Raw genomic sequence first — 18076 nt, forward strand, 5'->3', positions numbered from 1 at the left:
GCACTTTGTTGACTAGCCTGCTGTTAAGCTCAGCCTGCAAGACAGGCCATGAAAAAATATGCGTTTGCCTACCTCCGGGTCAGCACCGAAGAGCAGACCGTCCAGAATCAAAGGCTGGCACTAGAAAAATGGGCCAATGACAACAATTTCCAGATCCTTGACTTTTTCGAAGATTCGGCCGTTTCCGGCAGGGTTCCGGCGGCCCAAAGACGGGGATTCCGCGACCTTGTGGAAATGGTCAAGACTGCAACAGTCGACGCGGTGCTAGTCTACGAGCTGTCGCGGGTCGGCAGGACTTTCTGGGACACCCTTGACGCCATTAAAGCGATTGAACAGTACGCGCCTCTGCTGTCGTGCTCGCCCCGCGAGTCGTTTCTGCAAACGACGGAGCCAAGCGTCCGGAAATTGATGATAGGCATACTGACCTGGGTGGCAGAACGCGAGCGTGAGATGCTCGTACAGCGCACAAAGGACGGCATGGAGCGCGCAAGGGCCGCCGGCCGCGGAATAGGCAGGCCGCAGAAGGTGCTCGACAAGGACCGGCTGATTGCGATGCTTGCAGAAAACCGCTCCAAGGCAAGGATTGCAAGGGAGCTTGGAGTATCAAAGGCGACGCTCTACAAGGAACTGCGCCAAATAAGCAAAAAATAGCTATAGTTTTTCGGCTTTTTTTACCAGTTCCTGGTGGGCATCCATCATCTTTTTCAGGTCGTTTCGGCCTATGGCAAGGGGCGGGATAACAACCATGATGTTGCCAAGTGCGCGCAGGTGCACTCCCATCTCAAGCGACTCCCTTGCCACAAAGTAGTTGATGCGCTCCTTGTTCTTGAGATGGACTAGGGGCCTGCCGTTCCGTGCAAGCTCTATTCCCGCCAGCATTCCCTTGTGGCGCACGTCTGCTACAATGCCAATTTCTTCGAATTCACGCAGCCTTTGCTTGATGTACTGTGTATTTTCTTTGATTTGTTGCATTAGGTTACGTTTTTCGTAAAGCTCAAGGTTTGCCAGCGCGGCGGCGCAGCCCACAGGGTGCCCAGTAAAAGTGTGGCCGTGGTAGAAATGCTTGTTTTTCTCGTAACTGCCGAGGAACGCGTCATAGATTTTTTCATGCGCGAGCGTGACAGCAAGCGGAAAGTAGCCTGCGGTAAGGGCCTTTCCCATGCAGACGATATCCGGCTTTGACTTTTGCGCCCGATATTCTATCATGTTGCCAAGTCGGCCAAAGCCCGTCGCAATTTCGTCAAGTATCAAAAGAGTGTCATACTTTTCACATAGTTCTGAAATTTTCTGCTGGTATTTCTGAGGGTAGACGACGACTCCCCCTGCTATCTGGGCGCCACTTTCCATGACAAGGCCGGCACATTTTCCATCCAGCTTTTTCAGCGTCTTTTCTGTCTGCTCTATGCAGTGCTCGACAAGGTCTTGCTCGCTGTCAAACTTGCTTCCATAGAGAAGGGGGCTTGGAACCCTGCTTACCTTGGCCAACAATGGCTTGTAGGCGCCAAAGAACTGCTCGATGTATCCTACAGACATGGCGCCGACCGTGTCGCCGTGATACCCGCCCTCAAGCGACACAAACAGTTTCTTCTCCGACTTTCCGCGGTTCTGCCAGTACTGCAGGGCCATCTTTAGCGCGGCTTCAATGGCTGTCGAGCCGTTGTCTGTGTAAAATACTCGGTCCATGCCTCCTGCCATCTTTACCAGCCGCTCTGCAAGGCGCGCAGACGGCTCGCTTGCAAGGCCAAACAGCGTGGAATGTTGCAGGTGTTTCAGCTGCTCGCGCATTGCCTCAACCACTTCATTCTGCCCATGTCCCCACACGTTGCACCACATGCTTGCAGTCCCGTCAAGGTATCGCCGGCCCCTGTCGTCGACCAGGTAAAAGCCCTCGCCATTCACGATGACCCTGTTGTCCTGTTTTTCCCAGTCCTTCATCTGGGTGTAGGGGTGCCAGACAAAATTCCTATCTGCGTCTTTGAGACTTGGACTGCCGCTCATACGGTTAAATGCAACCCCCTACTCTATCTAATTATTTCCATGCGCGGCGTGTTTGTGACGGGCACGGACACTGGCATCGGCAAGACCGTGGTCGCGGCAGGCATCGCATGGCTCTTGAAGAAAAAGGGAATCGACGTTGCCGCAATGAAGCCGTTTGCGACCGGCGGCAAGTTCTTTTCAAAGAAATTCAAGTCAGAAGATACTGCCATCCTTGCTGCAGCCACACGTGCTGTCGAATCCGATGAAGAGCTGAACCCTGTCTTTTTCAGAGTGCCTGCGTCTCCGCTCATGGCCGCGCAGATTTTAAAGAAAAGCCCGCCGGATGTCCACGGCGCGCTGTTTCCGCTGAAAAAACTGGGCATAAAGCACCAGTTTGTAGTGGTTGAAGGCATCGGGGGCCTGATGGTGCCCCTGACAGAGCGCGAGTTTGTCGCCGACTTTGTACGGCTTGCAGACCTGCCTGTAGTGGTTGTGACTCATCCGCGCCTTGGCACCCTGAACCACACCCTTCTCACTGTACGCGTCTGCCGCGACTTTGGCCTTGACATCCGGGGGATAATCGTCAACCTGATGCCAAAAAAGCCAAGCGCAGTAGAAAGAAACGCACCGCATGTCATGCAGCGGCTTGCAGGCGTACCCGTGCTTGCAGTCCTGCCGGAAATGAAAAAGCCTGACTACAAAGAGATAGGCAGGTTGCTTGAAAAAACAAGCATTGCAGAAAAAATACTTGCCTAGCCGTGCAGCATTTTCAGGCTGCTGACACCCTTGCGTGCAAGGAATGCGTGAATGTCTGAAACTGCTGACGAATATTGCAAGTTTGCATTACCAAGGTGATAATTCCTACCTTTATATTCAATCTTTCTTGCAGAAATTATCCACAGGTTTTCAGCATTTTTCTGGACCGCTTGCGCCTGCTTTACCTTTGCCAAATCCGCGCTAGTTTTTACCACCTGTATTACAAGCGTCTTGTCGGGGTTTTTCGCAAGGCTCTTGACGGACGGCACGACTATGTCAAGCTCCATCCCATCCACGGTTACTTTTCTTTCGGACGGCAGAAGCGACGCGGTGAGCATGAAGTGCAATAACGCCTCGCACAGGTTGCCCAAAGTCTCGTCGTCGTTTGCTTCGTCGCCAAGGTCCCGCATACACCTCTTCATTATTTCAGCGCAGTATTTCTTTGACGATTCTATGTCAGAACTGACGTCTGCGCGTATCTTTTCCCTGCCAATATCGTCAATGACTGCATAGAGGACTTGTTTGACGTCCTTTCGCACACCATTGCAAACCCGGGTACGTTTATTAAATCTGATTGCCCTTTGTACAGCAAATGGCCAAGGTCAAGATTGCAATCGGCTTGCTCGTCGCCTCGCTGGTACTTTTGGTGATATATGGCGCAGACGCCGCAGTCGCTGGCTCTAGCCCAAATCACAGGGGGTTTCTCCCATTTGACGAGTCGGTGAGAGGCAGTGGGTTTGGAGGGGGCGCGGTGATAATGTCGATAATCGCTTTTGTCATTGCAAGAAAAGAGCCTTCAAAGGCAGTCATGGCGCTGCTCTTTGTCAACGGCGGCCTGATAATTGCAGGGATGCTTGCCCTCATTGCACAGGGCGCACTTGCTTCAGAGAACTCGTCAGGCGCAATGCGCACGATCGGAAGCACGATTGGGATGGGCGCAATCCTAGTGGGCCTTGGAGTCTGGAAGGCCGCAAGCGACAGGCGCATCGCAAGCAAGCCGCAGGCCTCGAGATAGTTTTTGCCGGTCTGCGCGCGCTGCAACTCCCAGACTGACCGGACTTATTCTTGCGTGCACACGGAGGACAAGGAAATGTGCACCGAATGCTACCAAGAAATACACTGGCTCCTGACCCAGTCCGATGGATGATAACATTTTATACGATTGTACAGGAATTCTGGGTTATGAAAGCAGTAATCCTTGCAGGCGGCTTTGGCAAGCGTCTGAAGCCATTGACAGACCAGATACCAAAGCCCATGATCGAGGTGTTAAACCTCCCGATAATCGAGTGGCAGATAAAGTGGCTGGCCGGAAACGGAATCAAAGAGTTCATAATCTGCGTCGGCTACCTGAAGGAGCAGATCATAAACCACATCGGAAGCGGGAGCAGGCTTGGAGTCAAGGTCGGCTACGCTGTCGAGGAAGAGCCGCTTGGGACTGGTGGCGCGCTAAAAAACGCGGAGGGTCTTCTTTCCGGCCAGAGCGAGTTTTTCATGCTAAACGGCGACATACTATCAAACCTTGACCCCTTGAAATTGCGCGACGGCGGGGCGGCTCACGCTCTTGCGCTCGTCCCGCTGCGCAGCCCGTACGGCGTGGTCGAGGTGGACAAGGCAAACAAGGTGCTCGGGTTTGTGGAAAAGCCCCGGATTAAAGACAGGTGGATAAATGCAGGAGTCTATCATTTCACAAGCGATGTGTTTTCCTACCTGCCTGAAAACGGCAACATCGAGACAACTGCCCTGCCTGCGCTGGCAAAGGAAGGAAAACTCAAGGCAACCACCTACGACAGCATCTTTTGGCGCTCAATCGACTCGCACAAGGACATCGAAGAGGCTGCAAAGGAAATGCAGGCTGCAAACATCTCATGAAGATTGGGTACAGCCTCGGGCCGCTCCTTTCGATGGAGGACGTGCTCCGTTGCGCAAGCCTCGCAGACGGCCATGAGAACGTCGACTCTGTGTGGGTGCCAGAATCGTGGGGCCGCGAGTCTTTTTCAACGCTTGGAGCCGTGGCGCAGACCACAAAAAGGGTAAGGCTTGGCACGTCAATAATCAGCATTTTTTCAAGGACTCCTGCCACGATAGCGATGGGCGCAGCCACGCTTGACATGGTATCCAGCAACAGGACAATCATCGGCCTTGGCACGAGCACGGAAGCCATAGTCGAGAATTGGCATGGAGTAGAATTTGAAAAGCCTGCATCTCGAATGAAAGAGTATGTCGAGTGCATCCGGCTGATGGCCTCTGGCGAGCGGGTCAACTATTCTGGCGAGTTTTTCAAGGTAAGCAATTTCAAGATGCTAAACGCGCCTCCTAGAAAGCATGTCCCTATCTTTCTTGCTGCGGTCAACAGGCGTATGCTTGCGCTTGCCGCAGAAAAGGCAGACGGCGTGCTCCTTTACATGCGCCCGCTTGAAGAACTGGAAAAAATGGTGCCGGAGCTAAAGGAAAGGGCTACAGCAAGCAATTTTGAGGTCGCGCTCTCCCTCATCTGCGCCGTGTCAGACAAAGAGCCGGAAAAAGCCAGGGCGCGGGCGGCAAAGACCCTTGCGTTCTATGTTGCAGTGGGCAAGTACTACAGCAAGTTCCTTGCAGAAAACGGCTACAGCGACGAGGTCAAGCACATCTCCGAAGCGTACCAAAAGGGCGGTGGCGACGCGGCCGCGGAGCATGTCTCTCCAAGGATGCTTGAGGCGTTGACGGTGTGCGGTACAAAAGACGAGTGCAGAAAGGCGCTCTCTCGATTTTCCGGTTCAGGAGTCACCCTGCCGATCTTGCAGTTCAACCCTGTACAGGACGCAGAAAGTTCATTTAGGGAACTGTTGTCAACCTTTTCAAGTGCGTAGGGTAGCTATCTCGGCTGCAGCAACTTCAAAATTCACCAAAGCAATCGAGAGGTCGATTTTTGACGTTGCGTGCGAGCCCTGCATCGAGATTTTGAAAAGCTATGGCAGCAAGGATGTAGACGCTGTGCTTTTCTCGACGTGCGCAACAGAGCAGTACGGCTCTACGATAATTTCAGAAAGGCTTGGGGTAAAGCCCAAGATGTCGCAGCGAGTCGATAACCTCTGCAATTCCGGGACAAACGCCATAGCCACTGCGTATTCACTCATAGCATCGGGCCTGTGCGAATCGGCGCTCGTCGTTGGCGCAGAAAAGGCGCACAGCGAAGGAAACCGCCTTGTCTGGGACGTCACACGGGGATCTTTTAACTTTCCAGTCCACTGGGCGTCAATGTTTGCGCGCTCACACATGAGGTGCTTTGGAACCACGGAGGAGCAGATGGCGCAGGTGTCGGTAAAGAACCACAAAAACGCTGCAAAAAACAAGAATGCGCTCTTTTTTCAAAAGCCCGTGACGATAAAAGACGTAATGGAGTCAAAAATGATAGCCGAACCTGTGAAACTGCTTGACTGCTCGGCGCCGTGCGACGGCGCCTCTGCCGTGCTTCTTCTATCAGAGCAAAGAGCAAAAAAAGCCGAAAACGACCCTGTGTGGATAAAGGGCATAGGCCAGAAGACAAGCGGCGCCAGCTTTGCAAGCATGGACGACCTGACCGCGCTTGAAACTGCAAAGAGGGCTGCACGCGACGCGTACGAAATGGCCAATGTCAAGCCGTCGCAGGTGGACGTTGCCGAACTGCATGACGCTTTTACAATCTTGGAGATAATGGCGTACGAGGACCTTGGCTTTGCGCAAAAAGGCAAGGGGGGCAAGTTCGTAGAGCAACAGGACATCGCAATAAACCCGCGTGGCGGGATACTTGGATGCGGCCACCCCGTGGGCGCCACTGGCGTTGCACAGGTCGCCGAGATAACTCTGCAGCTGTCCGGCAAGGCCGGAAAAAGGCAGGTCAAAGGTTGCAGGACCGGCCTTGTGCACAACCTTGCTGCCGCCGGCTCGTCAGCTACGGTGATGGTGCTTGGCATCACCTAGTCTCTTTATTGAATACCTGAAAAAGGGGGAATTTGTGGTGCCTGTGTGCACGTCATGCGGACAAAAGGCCTGGCCGCCGTCGCCTACCTGCCCGAAGTGTTTTGGCAGGACTGCGCTAAAAAAGGTTGGAAAAACAGGAACGCTGGCCGAGTTTGCAACCTCGCACGTCCGGGGCCACGAAGGAGTTTTTGGAATCGTAGAAATGGACGGCTTTAGGCTCGTAGGCTCGCTTGACGGCGACAAAAAGCTGCGCAAGGGCGTAAAAGTCAAGATGGACAGATGCGGAGTGAACGCTGAAGGCGCGCCGTTTTACCACTTTACTTTGACAACAGCAAAATGAATGCTTATTAATGATTGAGAGAGAACAGGAACAGGCTCATGAGTTATGATAGGTTCGTTGACGAGAGGGTGCTGACAAGCAGGGATGCCCTCAACCGTTTTCAGATCAAGATAAAGCTAGTTGAAATCGACGAAGGGGCAAGGGACTTTTCCCGGCGCTTTGGCAACAGGATCCTCGTCAGAAAGATTCTGCTTACGATAAAGCATACTGAAACCCAGGAAGTGGAAGAAAGAGAGCTCAACGTCGAGGAAGTTGAAAAGAGGATGAAAAAAGAACGCCTTTTCAGTTCCACGAACAGGTGGGTCGCATCGACTGACATCAAGAATGGCTACGTGGTCGCAAGCAAACACCTTGACCTCCTTGCGGACGCCATAGCGCTTGATATCGTTCCACTTGGATGACAAATGGGATATTTCAAAACTCGAATTATGAAATAGGGCGCTTTATCCACACCCTTAACGTTTCTATCCAAAAGGCGACGGCGCCGGCCACCGCAAAGCCTATTGCAAAAACATCCAGGTTGTTAAAATTCAGGACGACGTACGCGATGAGCATTGTCGTGAAAAATGCCGCAAAAAATGAAAGCCTTGGCACTGCAAGCCCGCCAATGTTGACAAACGCCTGCAGCACGCCTACCTGCACCTTCTGGATGATGTAGTACCGGCCATACTCGTCTTGGCCTACCAGTGCAAGCTGCACCAGCTTGTCGATGTGGTAGTTGGCTACGCTTGGGCTTGAAAAATCAAGGTCGCGCTGCACCTCGCGCACCCCCACCGGCTCTTTTCGCTTTATCATGTACATGTACACCTGCAGGGTTTTTCCCTTTAGCTGCTCCTCTATCTTGTCGTTATTGCTGCTGCCGGCCTGCTCGTTATCTTTGGACAACTCGGGTGTTCACGTAATGCTGACGTGTGAAGCTATCCTGAAATGCTATAAAGCTATCGTAGAGAAATTATACATAGCGCCGCTGACCAGACTCGAACTGGTGACCCACTGGTTAACAGCCAGTTAAGCTCCGAAGCACAATATTGCGCTTTGAATTTGCTCTACCATGCTGAGCTACAGCGGCGCAAGTATACGCAAATTCCATGCACAAAATAAATGTTTTGAGAAGAAAATTTTTTGCAAAATCAAAGCCGGAGTGCTCGCGCCGTTGCTAATCAATCATTCTCTGACAAATTGAATGGTATTTTAACAAGTCTTGTGTTTTCTTACTTGTTTGCTATCTCTAGATCCTGAGCTGGCAGCGTGAAGGTAAATGTCGCCCCTCTTCCATTGCTATTATTTTCTGCCCATATTTTTCCGCCATGAGCTTCGATGATACTCTTTGAGATATACAAGCCAAGACCAGTGCCCTGGGAGGAACCCGTGGCGAATTTGCTAAAAAGTCTTGGAAAAATGTTTGCCGCAATCCCAGTACCTTCGTCTTTTACAGAGACAACGAAAACGCTACCTTCTTTCTTTACGCTCACGGAAATGGTCCCTTCTTTGGTGTAATTGATGGCGTTGCCAACTAGATTGGCTAGAACCTGCATGATTCTGCCTCTGTCAGCGAAAGCAGACGTGGTACCTTTGCTGCCCTCACAGAGCAGCTGCAGCCTGTCATTCTTGGACTGTCTTTTTGCATCATTCACAAGACCTTCTGCCAACTCTGTCAGGTCGAATTTTTCCTTGTTGAGTTTCAATGTTTGATTGTCTATCTTGGTAACATCAAGGACATCTTGCAAAAGTCCTTGTAGTCGCCTTGCATTTCTAAGGATTATTTCTACTCTCTCTTTGTCTTCTTCTTGCCCCTCGATGCCTTCTGCCGTTAGCAGGATGGGGGCAACTCTGTTGCGAATTTCGTGCGCAGCCACGCTGATGAATTCATTTAGCATTTTATCCCGAAGCTCCAGCTGTTCATTCGCTGTTTCGAGTTGTTCGTTAGATTCCTTTAGCTTCTTTGACAATTCTGTTTGCAACCAGAGATTCTCAAAAACAAAGACATAGGAAAGAATACCCGGCGTGCTTGTGGAATAAGTGGAAAAGCCTCCCGCTTCTTCAAATCTTTCTTTGGAATCGTCAATCAATTCAATTACCAAAGAGACGCTGCGGTCCACTATGAGAAAAGTAGACTTGCTTCCTTCGAACTGTTCAAAGAACCTGATTGTCAGGTTCTTATCATCCTTCAATCTTCTTGATAGCTCCTTACTTGATTGATGCTTGGGCATCAGGATTCTTACCTCCACATGCCTGTCTCTTGCTGCTTCAGATATCAGCTTGAATATTCCTGCACGATCTTGCCTTCGAACGGCATTGATAGTTGGGATGACAACTAGGATCTCCCTACGGGCTTCGCTGATAAGATCCTTGTACATGCTTAATGATTTGGAGGGCGAATGGATGAGTTCTATGGTTTCAGTTTGAATGCCATCTTCAATTTCCCTTATTCTTCTTGATGCTGGAATGGCTTTGCTCCAAAGAGCCTCAAAGAGGTACTGCTGCTGTTCGATAACTTCTTTGACGTTGCTATAGATTACCTGCGAAAGCAGCTGGGCCTCTTGGAGAACCGCTGTAGCCATAAATTCAGTTTCTGTTACTCCCATGCCGCCCTTTACTCCATCCATGTGACGGAGCTCTCCTAGTTGCATGACTTCCTTGCAGTAAGGAAGATTCTCCTTGGTAATATTGGTGATAAATCTCGATTTTACATTCCTATCCTTGAGGGCATGGAATTGGGTTTTAAAGATCTCAATGCCCATAACAACTGACGGCCATGTGCTGTCTGCACATATGCTCATGGTGGAATGCGTATTGTTCAAGAAAGCGATTATAGCTGCCGTCGTTTCTTCCGTCCCATAGAAGACTTTGGTCTGGGGATTGGAAGGAGCATTTGACATTTATGCTATTTTCGTGCTCAAGTATAATAATATTGTCCCAAATTGGCAACATTTCTTTTACCATACATAATCTCTCTATTGTTTGTTAAAATATTTGTCAAAATACACGTGGAGAGATCTTGGAATCGTTGTTTTCCAGCGCGATATTCGCGCCGGGGGTTGCCCTATGCAGTACAGTAGCCAAGCAGCAGGTCAATATCGCTGGTATAGAGGTATGTGATAGAGTCTCGCGATAAATGTTTTGAGAAAAGCGCTTTTCAAAAATTATAGGAAGAAAATAAAGAGGAAAACCCTACATGCCTTCTTCGCGGGAGTAGACGTACAGCCCGTCGAGGAAGACACGCTGGTCCTTGTCCTTTATTCTGGTGGATTGCTCGATGTTTGCGGCAGTCTGCGAGACATCTTCAAGACTTGGGCCCTTTACGACGACATCCTCGCCCTGAACTTCTACCTTGGTTGCGTCACCCTGAATCTTGGCAATACGGGCAGAACGCTCGCCGAAAAAGTTCTCTACGTGGACCTCTTTGCCCTTTACCTTTACTGCGATTGGAAAATGCGCAAATATGATCTTGACCTTGTAGGTATAGCCCTTTTCGACGCCTTTTATCATGCTCGTCACGATGCTCCTTGCGGTGTTGGTCACTGCGAGGTCGCGCTTTCTCGTGCCGTACGGCTTTATCACGACCTTGTTGCCCTCAACCGTTACCGTGGCCGGGAGCTTCAAGAAATCCTTCTTGACCGTGCCAAGTTTGCCCTTGACCGTGATAAAGCTTCCTTCCTTTGTCACCTTGACGCTTGCAGGTATGGCGACTTCTGCCATTATCTCTGCTGCTTGCTCAGTAGACGTAGCCAACGAGAACTCCTCCTAATCCTTGCGCTTGCGCCTCGTGGTGGGACATGATGCCCTTGCTGGTCGAGACGAGCAGTATGCCCATGCTGTACGCAGGCAAAAACTGCCTCTCCCAGTTAAAGTACGCGTCCTTTTTCACGGAAAAGCGCGGCGTGATGATGCCACACTTGTTTATCTTGGCCAATAGCTGTATGCGGAATTTGCCTGCCCTGCCGTCGTCCACCTGCTCAAATTCTCCGATGTAGCGGTGCTTTTGCATCACTCGGAGCACTTCGCTTGCGAACTTGGACGATGGAAGTACGATACATTCTCTCTTTCTTCTGGTCTCGTTGTTGTAGATGGTGGTGAACATGTTTGATAGAACGTTTAGCGCTGGCATCTACATACTACACCTACTCGAATTTCTTGAATCCCAGGCTCTCAGCCACTTCCCTGAAGCACTGTCTGCAAAGCATCAGGTTGTATTTTCTGATGAGTCCGTTATATGAACCGCACCTTTTGCACCAGCGCACTCCTCTTCCGTGCGCAAGCTGCTTGCGGCCCGTTGTTGCGTATTCTCTTGGTTTAGGCATGTTGTTTACTGTACCTCCGCTCCAAACTGCTCCCTAAAGTAGGCAATTGCGTCTTCCTTGGTTATCCTGTGGCTCTTGCCCACCTTGGCGCGTTTTCTGCTCTTGCGAGCAATCCTGTATCCCGGCCTTATGAGGACAATGTTTACGTCCATTCCAAAGATGCCGATCTCCGGGTTGTATTTCGTGCCGGGGATGTCGATGTGCTCGTGGATGCCGATTGAAAGGTTGCCGAAATTGTCAAATGAAGACTCTTTTAGCACGTTCCTTTTTGCCGCGATAACGCGCTTTAGGAATTCAATCGCCTCTTGGCGCCTTAATGTCACCATCGCGCCTATCGGCTCGCCCTGGTGGATGCCAAAGTCACGCACTGTCTTTTTTGCGCCCCTTATCGCCGGCTGGTGGCCTGTCAGTTCGGTGAGCGCTTTTTTTGCCTTTTCCATCGGCTCGCCGGACTTGCCGACCCCGATGTTGATGACCACCTTGTCCACCGCGATCCTCTTCATGCTGCTGCTTTCCATAACTTGGCTCATTCTATCTAATTCACCTTTATCACTGGCTTATCCTTGCCAACTACCATGACCATTTCCACCGGGAGCTCTACCGTCCTGTCGCCAACTGAGACGAGCGCGCGGGTCGGAAGGGAGAAAATTCCTTCACGGAGATCCTCTATCTTGCCCACCTTGCCTGCGTTTTCGCCCGTGATGATGAGTGCCGTTGCGCCTTTTTCGAACTTGATGTGGTCCTTTACCTTTGCGCCGGGAAGCTCAAGCACGCACGTGTCGCCGACCTTCATCTTGGCGTCTGCAAGGAGCGTCTTGCCATCGTGGAAGCCGTACTGCAGTTTCTTGCCCTTGGTGGTGACCTTGCTTGTTATCTTGGCTAGTTTTACTGCTTTCTCTGCATCTTCTACTGCCACTGGCGCAAGCAGTTCCGAGTCCTTTGGGACAAGGCGGTACGCTTGGCCGTTTGCAAGCTCTACCACGTCCATCAGGCCGACTGCCAGGTTCGGGTCGCGCCTTACAGTGCCGTCCACCTTGACCTTGCCTTCGTTGAGTATCAGTTGTGATTCCTTGGCCGTGTGCGTCACTTTGATTGCGTCACGCAGGACCATGCCGAGCGGGTATGCGCTGTTTTTCGGATGAGGCCCCGGCTTTACCCTCATGACGAACTGGCTTTCCTTCCTTCTGATGTTCCAGAAGGTCGGTGCCATCTGTCTCTTTACTCTAGTTGCTCCACCTTTCTTTCCCATTAGCTAGTTTTCTCCTCCTTCTTTTCTTTTTTTGCTGCTGCCGCCTTTTTCTTTGGCACTGCTGCCTTCTTTTTTGCAGCCTTGTCAGCCTTTGGCTTTGCCTCTGCCTGCTGCTTTTGGCCGCTCAGCATTGCCGACCTGTACTTGTCATCCGTCTTGAGTCCAGTTATCATGACCTTTGAAGCGTGGATCGGGACTTTGACCTGGCCTCCGCGCACCTTTTCGCGCTGGATGCCTTCGATTTCGAGGGTGCCTTCGACCGTGTTGACCTTGTCGACCTTGCCCTCTACCCCCTTGTACTCGCCGCGCATGACCTTGACAGAGTCACCCTTGATTACGCGTGCGCTGCGCCTCTTGTACTGCTGGCGCAGGCTATCAGACAAGGCAGCGCCGACCATGTTGTCGCGCTGGTGCTTTGGAACGTGCAAGAGTTTTGGATGTATTGCCATCTCAACAAAACACCTCTAGACTATCATCCCTGCGAGGTTTGCAATCCTCGGCCACTTTTCAGCCGCCTCGCTTGCGACTGGGCCCTTGATGTCTGTCCCCTTGATCTCGCCTTCCGGAGTCACGAGCACAGCGGCGTTGTCTTCAAACGCTACGCGAACTCCATTTGGCCTGCGTATTGGGTACTTTTGCCTTACAATCACTGCGCCGAAAATCTGCTTGCGAAGCTCGGCCGGGCCTTTTTTCACTGTAACTGTGACAAAGTCTCCAACTGCCGCCGCCGGCTGACGCGAGTGCCTTCCCTTGTATCTCGTGACCTGCGCGATGCGCAACACCTTTGCGCCCGTGTTGTCTGCGCATACAAGCTCTGCCGTCACCGGCAGCGCCCTTGTAATGTACGGGCGGAATTCCTCCACGCCCTTGGCAGAAACTGCTCTTGACTTAGCTCCTGCCGCCATCCTTTGTGTTCACCTCAATCACTACGAACGAAACTGTCTTTGAAAGTGGCCTGCATTCTGCGATCCTGACCTCGTCGCCTTCTTTTACGTCCATGCACGTCGGAAGGTATGCGTGGACCTTGGATCGGGACCTCTCGTATCTCTTGTATTTCTGGACTGGCCTCGGGTACTCTTGCGTGACTACGACCATCTTTTTGGCCTTGGCACTTGCCACGATGCCTGTCAGCAGTTTGCCTCTCACCGGGAGCGTGCCGTGGAACGGGCAGAGCTCGTCCTCGCACGTCTTGCGAGGGGCAATGACTGAAACACCAATGTTTCTTACCATTTTCTATCTCTCACACTATTATAATCGTGATATACGATCCTCTGGCCTTGCTATCATCGAAGAACCACTTATAAAGCAAGCGCCATTTTGAGTTGCGATTTTGATTTTCTTAGCTGCCGCTTTTGGAATTATTTTTGTCGCGCTGCCCGACCTTATTGCAAGCGTGTTTTTTGTTTCAAAAACAATGGTGCCTGCAAGGCCAGCAAGCGCTGTGTTTGTTGATTCGATTATTTTTGCGTCAAGGCCGATGAGCTCGTGCGCAAGGATGTTTACCGCGGTTATCATATCACGCCTTGGCCTTCCTTTCGTTAAGCAGCGTGAGTATGCGTGCAATGTCGCGTCTCATGTACCTTATCTCGCCCGAGTGCTTTTTCAGCGTGCCTTTTGTCTGCTCGGACCTGACCTTTGCAAGGTCTGCCTTCATCTCGGCAAGCTTTTGCGAGAGGTCCGTGTCGTTCATTTCACGAAGGGTCTTCAGCTTAAGCCTGGCCATTTGTCTCCGCTCCTGTTTGTGCAGTTACTTCTTGTGCTGGCTCCTGCGTCGCTTGTGCTCCGCCTTCGACCATCTGGAACTCTTGGGGCAGCTCTGACTTTGACGCGATGCGCAGCTGTATTCCCATCAGGCCCATCTTCGTCAGGACAGACGAAACGCCTGTCTGGACTATCTTGCCTGCAACGTCGCCGCTCTTTGGCACCACGCCTACCGTGTGCTTTTCAAAATGGGCGCGCTCTGTGCGAAGCTTGCCTGAAATTGTAACCTCGACGCCAAGCGCCCCCTGGCTCATTATCGTGTTGAGCGCCCACATTGATGCGCGCCTAAAAGCTGTCCCGCGCTCGATGAGCTGTGCAATCCTGTTGCACATGATGTTTGGGTTCAGTTCCGGGTTTGTTACTTCAAGTACTGAAATCTGCGGGTTTGGAAAACCAAACTTTTGCTCTATCTTGGCCATGAGGTCCTTGATTCCTGTCCCCTTGCGGCCGATTACGAGGCCGGGCCTTGTCACGAAAACGGTTATCCTTGCACCGACTGGCGTTTTCTGGATCTCGACTCCGCCATAGCCAGCGTCTTTAAGCTCGCTCCTGAGGAACTCGTCGATTTCCATGTTGCGGTACGTGTTCTTCATTACGTTCTTTACTGCGCTCATTATTCTGAAGAGACCTCCTGTGCTACAAGCTCGACATGCACGAGCGTGTCAACCTTGGGGCTTGACCTGCCCATCGCCCTTGGAGTAAAGCGCTTTAGCTTTGTCCCCTTGTGGACTACTGCGCTCACTATGCGGAGGCGGTCAAGGTCCATGCCCTTGTACTCTGCGTTTGACTCGAGGTTGTCAAGAAGCCTGAGGAATTCGTTTGCCGCCTTTTGCGGGAACCTGCCTGCCGCAAAGCCGTCGCGGATGTTGGTCCTGTGCGCGACTTCGTTGTGGTACCTGCGGTATGGCACGGCGACCTTTTTGGCCACGACGTTTTCAAGGAACTCGCGGGCCTTTTCGATGGACATGCCCTTGATGGCAACTGCTATCTCGCGAGAATGCTTGTGAGAAATGCTCTTTTCGCGGACTGCGGCGCGCACGTGGCGGGCCTTGTCAAAGTTTTGGAAAGAATAAGAGAATTGTGGCATATGTGCATCACTTCAGCGGGACGTAGAGGCTGGACCTCGAAGCGCCGACACCTGGTGCGCCATGCTGGACTCTCTTGTTCGTTATTGCGTATTCACCGAGATAGTGTCCGACCATTTCTGGCCTGATTGCGACTGCTGCAAATTCTTTGCCGTTGTGGACGTTTATTGTAAGGCCTATCATGTCCGGCAGGATTATCATGTCGCGGATGTGTGTTCTGATTGCGCCTTTCAGCTTGCCGTCGCGTGCCAGCTTTATCTTTTCGCGCAGCTTTCTCTTTTCGTCGTTCATGTATGTGCCGACGCGCTTGTCAAGCGACCTGCGCTGCCGTGCGTTGAGAAGCGGCAAAAGGTTCTCAATAGACAGTGACTGTAACTGCTCAGGCGTATAGCCCTTGAACTTGAATTCACGTACCAACTATATCACTCTCTCCTCGGCTGCTTTTCCATTTTTAAACCTAGCGAGTATTGTCATGTTATTGTTACACCAGTCCCAGCTTTGTTGCAAGGTTCCTTGCGCCTTCGGGCTCTTTGAACTTGACAAACGCCTTCTTGCCCTGTATAGTTCGCGCCGTGTTGACTTCTGATACCTCTGTTTCGTAGAGTATCCGCATCGCTTCAATTATCTGGTGCTTTGACGCCTGGTCTGCAACCATGAATGAGAGCTTGTTTTCCTTCTCTATCTGGTTGAACGTCTTTTCTGTGACGTACGGTGCCAGTATTATGACCGTGGCTTCTTCTGCAGTCATTGTGGTGTCTGCCGGAGCCGCCGCTGCGGTTGTTGCTGTTGCTTTGTTGCTATTGTCTGTCTTGCTCATCTAATCATCTCCATTACTTTGTGCATCGGGGCCTTCACTTCTTTTAGCTGCTCTATTGCATTCTGCGAAAATATTGTCAGCCTGATTGGCTTTGAGCCCGGAGCTAGGTCAAGGACGCTGATTTCCTTTGCTGTCTTGACCTCTACGCCCGGTATCGACTTTATTGCAAGAGCCTTGGCGTCGTTTCCGACAACTACGAGCGCGCTTGTGCCAATCCTTGCGGACCTGCCCCTGCGCCTTGCCGTGCCGGAGCGGACCTTGTGGGTTGCGCCTGCGCGTGCAAGATCATCTGCAATGCCAAGCGCTGAAAGCGTATTTATCAGGTCTTTGGCCTTTGCGACAGATTCAATGTCATTTGAAACGACCAGCGGCAGTTTGACATCCTTGGCAAGCTTGTGGCCGCGGCCCTCTACTAGGTCGCGCCTTGCAGTTGCCGCAATTGCGGAGCAGAGGCCGAGCTGCTTTTCCTTGTGATTGATTTTCTTGTAAATGTGCTTCCATGACTCTGGCGGGTGCGCAACCCTGCCGTGCCTTACGCCTGCCACGCCTGCTGCCTGTCCTGCCCTTGGGAACCCTTCGCCCCGCGCCCTTGCAAGACGTGCAATGCCAAGACCTGTGTTTCTTGATTCTGCAGAGACGTTCTCACCTGCAGCGGGGTAGCGACCCTGCCTCTGGTACGTGTGCGAGGCGAGGTTGACGTACACCTTGTGGATTACCTCCGGCCTGTACGGCGTCTCAAAGACAATCGGGAGCTCGATGCTTCCTGCGTCCTTGCCGTCAATGCCTGTTACTGTTGCCTTTGTCATGTTACTGAACAACTACCTCCAGAACCTTTGGCTCCTGCACCTTCTTTGGAAGGTTGCGTATTGGGTGCCTCATCTTTATCAGGCGCTTTGGAACGCCCGGCACCGAGCCCCTTACTACGATGTAATCGCCCTTGACAAGCCCAAAGTGCTTGAAGCCGCCAGTGGGGTTGATGGAGCTTTGCTGCTGTCCGTCCTTTTCAGTGTTTGACATTATCAAAATGCGCTTATTGTATTCGGTCCTCTGGTGGAAGCCGCGCTGGCCCTGCCTTGCGACCGTGTACATGACGACCGCAGGAGATATCGGACCCAGTGTACCGACTGCACGTACGCTCTTTCTTGACTTGTGCTGCTTGCGCTTGACACCAAACCTTGTAATCGGGCCTTCGACACCCTTGCCGCGCGTGATGCCAAAGACATCAATGTTCTGGCCGTTCTGGAAAATGTCGCTTGCCTTCATTTCCTTGCCGAGGATGCTCTTGACGTATTCAAACTGCGCTTTTGCATCCTTGCCGGAAACTGCAAGCTCAAAGACAAACGGCTTTTTCTGAGAAATGCCGACTGCGCTTGGAGAAACTGCAGCGATTGCCATGACAGAGCTTGCCTGCGCGACCTTGGCCTCGGCCTTTGCCATTGCGTCGTCGGCCTGCTTGATGTCGACTCGGCGCGACATTTCTTTTGGCAGGTCCTTTGCGTAGACGTCAAAGATCGCGTGCTGCCCGTACAAGTCTGTCTTGTAGGCGCGAGCGCCGATTATCTTCATTGGTGGAGTCGCAATGACCGTGGCAGCGTTTAGCAGCTGCTTGCCAAAGTTTGGAGTCTTTTCCCTGTCGTCGATGGTTAGAACGTGTATACTCCCTGCCTTGAAACCTGCAAATCCCAATAGTGAGCTTTTCTCTCCCGCTATTTCCGGCCAAGTGCGGACCCTTGCTTCGAGGCTCCTTGCCCTGGCCCTCGGGCGGAAGGCTATGCTACCCCTTCTTGGGGCGCTATACTTACGATGACCCATAGGTAACGCAACAGTCTTGCGTTTCCTTTTATAAATTATTCA

General features: G+C 51.8%; 28 protein-coding genes and 1 tRNA gene. 8 read left to right on the forward strand and 21 right to left on the reverse strand.

Annotation, left to right across the window (positions count from 1 at the left end; genetic code table 11):
• Positions 1 to 48 precede the first annotated feature (48 nt).
• A complete protein-coding gene (locus NTE_RS08095; protein ID WP_148700564.1) occupies positions 49 to 651 on the forward strand; it encodes a recombinase family protein in 603 nt (200 codons plus the stop codon).
• Here NTE_RS08095 and bioA read toward each other — a convergent pair whose 3' ends face one another.
• Complete coding sequence (gene bioA, locus NTE_RS08100; protein ID WP_148700565.1) at positions 652 to 1998, reverse strand: adenosylmethionine--8-amino-7-oxononanoate transaminase; 1347 nt, start codon at positions 1996 to 1998, stop codon at positions 652 to 654.
• A 39-nt stretch (positions 1999 to 2037) separates the two neighbouring features.
• Between bioA and bioD the strand changes: the two genes are divergently transcribed.
• Entirely contained in the window at positions 2038 to 2733 is a 696-nt protein-coding gene (gene bioD / locus NTE_RS08105; protein WP_148700566.1) for a dethiobiotin synthase, read from the forward strand.
• On the opposite strand, the gene NTE_RS08110 is transcribed toward bioD, so the two are convergent.
• Positions 2730 to 3272: a hypothetical protein gene (locus NTE_RS08110; RefSeq protein WP_148700567.1), complete on the reverse strand. Its 543-nt coding sequence runs from the start codon at positions 3270 to 3272 to the stop codon at positions 2730 to 2732. The genes bioD and NTE_RS08110 overlap by 4 nt on opposite strands.
• A gap of 53 nt (positions 3273 to 3325) precedes the next feature.
• Between NTE_RS08110 and NTE_RS08115 the strand changes: the two genes are divergently transcribed.
• The 6 genes from NTE_RS08115 to NTE_RS08140 all read left to right on the forward strand — a co-directional run bounded on the left by NTE_RS08115 (position 3326) and on the right by NTE_RS08140 (position 7410).
• Positions 3326 to 3748: a hypothetical protein gene (locus NTE_RS08115; RefSeq protein WP_148700568.1), complete on the forward strand. Its 423-nt coding sequence runs from the start codon at positions 3326 to 3328 to the stop codon at positions 3746 to 3748.
• 167 nt (positions 3749 to 3915) lie between these two features.
• On the forward strand, positions 3916 to 4602 hold the full coding sequence (locus tag NTE_RS08120) for a nucleotidyltransferase family protein (RefSeq protein WP_148700569.1): 687 nt from the start codon (positions 3916 to 3918) through the stop codon (positions 4600 to 4602).
• Entirely contained in the window at positions 4599 to 5579 is a 981-nt protein-coding gene (locus NTE_RS08125; RefSeq protein ID WP_148700570.1) for an LLM class flavin-dependent oxidoreductase, read from the forward strand. The genes NTE_RS08120 and NTE_RS08125 overlap by 4 nt, the downstream gene beginning before the upstream one ends.
• Positions 5572 to 6669, forward strand: coding sequence for a thiolase family protein (locus NTE_RS08130; protein WP_148700571.1), 1098 nt, complete (start codon positions 5572 to 5574; stop codon positions 6667 to 6669). The genes NTE_RS08125 and NTE_RS08130 overlap by 8 nt, the downstream gene beginning before the upstream one ends.
• Positions 6656 to 7009 carry a Zn-ribbon domain-containing OB-fold protein gene (locus NTE_RS08135; protein ID WP_148700572.1) on the forward strand — a complete coding sequence of 118 codons (354 nt, stop codon included), beginning with the start codon at positions 6656 to 6658 and terminating at the stop codon, positions 7007 to 7009. The genes NTE_RS08130 and NTE_RS08135 overlap by 14 nt, the downstream gene beginning before the upstream one ends.
• Positions 7010 to 7047: 38 nt before the next feature.
• The gene (locus NTE_RS08140) at positions 7048 to 7410 is read left to right on the forward strand and encodes a hypothetical protein (RefSeq protein ID WP_148700573.1); all 363 of its coding nucleotides are present in this window, start codon (positions 7048 to 7050) and stop codon (positions 7408 to 7410) included.
• 25 nt (positions 7411 to 7435) lie between these two features.
• Here the strand turns inward: NTE_RS08140 and NTE_RS08145 are convergent, their stop codons facing one another.
• The 19 genes from NTE_RS08145 to NTE_RS08230 form a co-directional block, all read right to left on the reverse strand.
• The gene (locus NTE_RS08145; protein WP_148700574.1) at positions 7436 to 7894 is read right to left on the reverse strand and encodes a hypothetical protein; all 459 of its coding nucleotides are present in this window, start codon (positions 7892 to 7894) and stop codon (positions 7436 to 7438) included.
• 77 nt (positions 7895 to 7971) lie between these two features.
• A tRNA-Asn gene (locus tag NTE_RS08150) sits at positions 7972 to 8078 on the reverse strand.
• 142 nt (positions 8079 to 8220) lie between these two features.
• Positions 8221 to 9888, reverse strand: a complete 1668-nt coding sequence (locus tag NTE_RS08155; protein ID WP_148700575.1) for a sensor histidine kinase — start codon at positions 9886 to 9888, stop codon at positions 8221 to 8223.
• Positions 9889 to 10180: 292 nt separating this feature from the next.
• The gene (locus NTE_RS08160) at positions 10181 to 10741 is read right to left on the reverse strand and encodes a 50S ribosomal protein L6 (RefSeq protein ID WP_226986916.1); all 561 of its coding nucleotides are present in this window, start codon (positions 10739 to 10741) and stop codon (positions 10181 to 10183) included.
• Complete coding sequence (locus NTE_RS08165) at positions 10725 to 11117, reverse strand: 30S ribosomal protein S8 (protein WP_148700576.1); 393 nt, start codon at positions 11115 to 11117, stop codon at positions 10725 to 10727. The genes NTE_RS08160 and NTE_RS08165 overlap by 17 nt, the downstream gene beginning before the upstream one ends.
• 13 nt (positions 11118 to 11130) lie before the next feature.
• Positions 11131 to 11310: a 30S ribosomal protein S14 gene (locus tag NTE_RS08170; protein WP_075053861.1), complete on the reverse strand. Its 180-nt coding sequence runs from the start codon at positions 11308 to 11310 to the stop codon at positions 11131 to 11133.
• A 5-nt stretch (positions 11311 to 11315) separates the two neighbouring features.
• Complete coding sequence (locus NTE_RS08175) at positions 11316 to 11840, reverse strand: 50S ribosomal protein L5 (RefSeq protein ID WP_148700577.1); 525 nt, start codon at positions 11838 to 11840, stop codon at positions 11316 to 11318.
• A 5-nt stretch (positions 11841 to 11845) separates the two neighbouring features.
• On the reverse strand, positions 11846 to 12559 hold the full coding sequence (locus tag NTE_RS08180) for a 30S ribosomal protein S4e (RefSeq protein ID WP_148700578.1): 714 nt from the start codon (positions 12557 to 12559) through the stop codon (positions 11846 to 11848).
• Positions 12559 to 13008 (reverse strand): 50S ribosomal protein L24, encoded by a 450-nt coding sequence (gene rplX, locus NTE_RS08185; RefSeq protein ID WP_148700579.1) that lies wholly within the window; start codon positions 13006 to 13008, stop codon positions 12559 to 12561. The genes NTE_RS08180 and rplX overlap by 1 nt, the downstream gene beginning before the upstream one ends.
• 15 nt (positions 13009 to 13023) lie before the next feature.
• Complete coding sequence (locus NTE_RS08190) at positions 13024 to 13464, reverse strand: 50S ribosomal protein L14 (protein ID WP_148700580.1); 441 nt, start codon at positions 13462 to 13464, stop codon at positions 13024 to 13026.
• Entirely contained in the window at positions 13448 to 13789 is a 342-nt protein-coding gene (locus NTE_RS08195; RefSeq protein ID WP_148700581.1) for a 30S ribosomal protein S17, read from the reverse strand. The genes NTE_RS08190 and NTE_RS08195 overlap by 17 nt, the downstream gene beginning before the upstream one ends.
• A gap of 18 nt (positions 13790 to 13807) precedes the next feature.
• Positions 13808 to 14074 (reverse strand): ribonuclease P protein component 1, encoded by a 267-nt coding sequence (locus tag NTE_RS08200; protein WP_148700582.1) that lies wholly within the window; start codon positions 14072 to 14074, stop codon positions 13808 to 13810.
• A gap of 1 nt (position 14075) precedes the next feature.
• Complete coding sequence (gene rpmC / locus NTE_RS16950) at positions 14076 to 14282, reverse strand: 50S ribosomal protein L29 (RefSeq protein WP_193354064.1); 207 nt, start codon at positions 14280 to 14282, stop codon at positions 14076 to 14078.
• On the reverse strand, positions 14269 to 14934 hold the full coding sequence (locus NTE_RS08205; protein ID WP_226986917.1) for a 30S ribosomal protein S3: 666 nt from the start codon (positions 14932 to 14934) through the stop codon (positions 14269 to 14271). Before NTE_RS08205 ends, rpmC begins: the two co-directional genes overlap by 14 nt.
• A complete protein-coding gene (locus NTE_RS08210) occupies positions 14934 to 15407 on the reverse strand; it encodes a 50S ribosomal protein L22 (RefSeq protein WP_075055949.1) in 474 nt (157 codons plus the stop codon). Before NTE_RS08210 ends, NTE_RS08205 begins: the two co-directional genes overlap by 1 nt.
• A gap of 7 nt (positions 15408 to 15414) precedes the next feature.
• A complete protein-coding gene (locus tag NTE_RS08215) occupies positions 15415 to 15822 on the reverse strand; it encodes a 30S ribosomal protein S19 (RefSeq protein WP_075053869.1) in 408 nt (135 codons plus the stop codon).
• A 64-nt stretch (positions 15823 to 15886) separates the two neighbouring features.
• The gene (locus NTE_RS08220) at positions 15887 to 16222 is read right to left on the reverse strand and encodes a 50S ribosomal protein L23 (protein ID WP_226986918.1); all 336 of its coding nucleotides are present in this window, start codon (positions 16220 to 16222) and stop codon (positions 15887 to 15889) included.
• Entirely contained in the window at positions 16219 to 17028 is an 810-nt protein-coding gene (gene rplD, locus NTE_RS08225) for a 50S ribosomal protein L4 (RefSeq protein ID WP_148700583.1), read from the reverse strand. The genes NTE_RS08220 and rplD overlap by 4 nt, the downstream gene beginning before the upstream one ends.
• Position 17029: 1 nt before the next feature.
• The gene (locus tag NTE_RS08230; RefSeq protein WP_148700584.1) at positions 17030 to 18034 is read right to left on the reverse strand and encodes a 50S ribosomal protein L3; all 1005 of its coding nucleotides are present in this window, start codon (positions 18032 to 18034) and stop codon (positions 17030 to 17032) included.
• Between the last annotated feature and the right edge of the window lie 42 nt (positions 18035 to 18076).

The sequence above is a fragment of the Candidatus Nitrososphaera evergladensis SR1 genome (assembly GCF_000730285.1).
Taxonomy (GTDB): domain Archaea; phylum Thermoproteota; class Nitrososphaeria; order Nitrososphaerales; family Nitrososphaeraceae; genus Nitrososphaera; species Nitrososphaera evergladensis.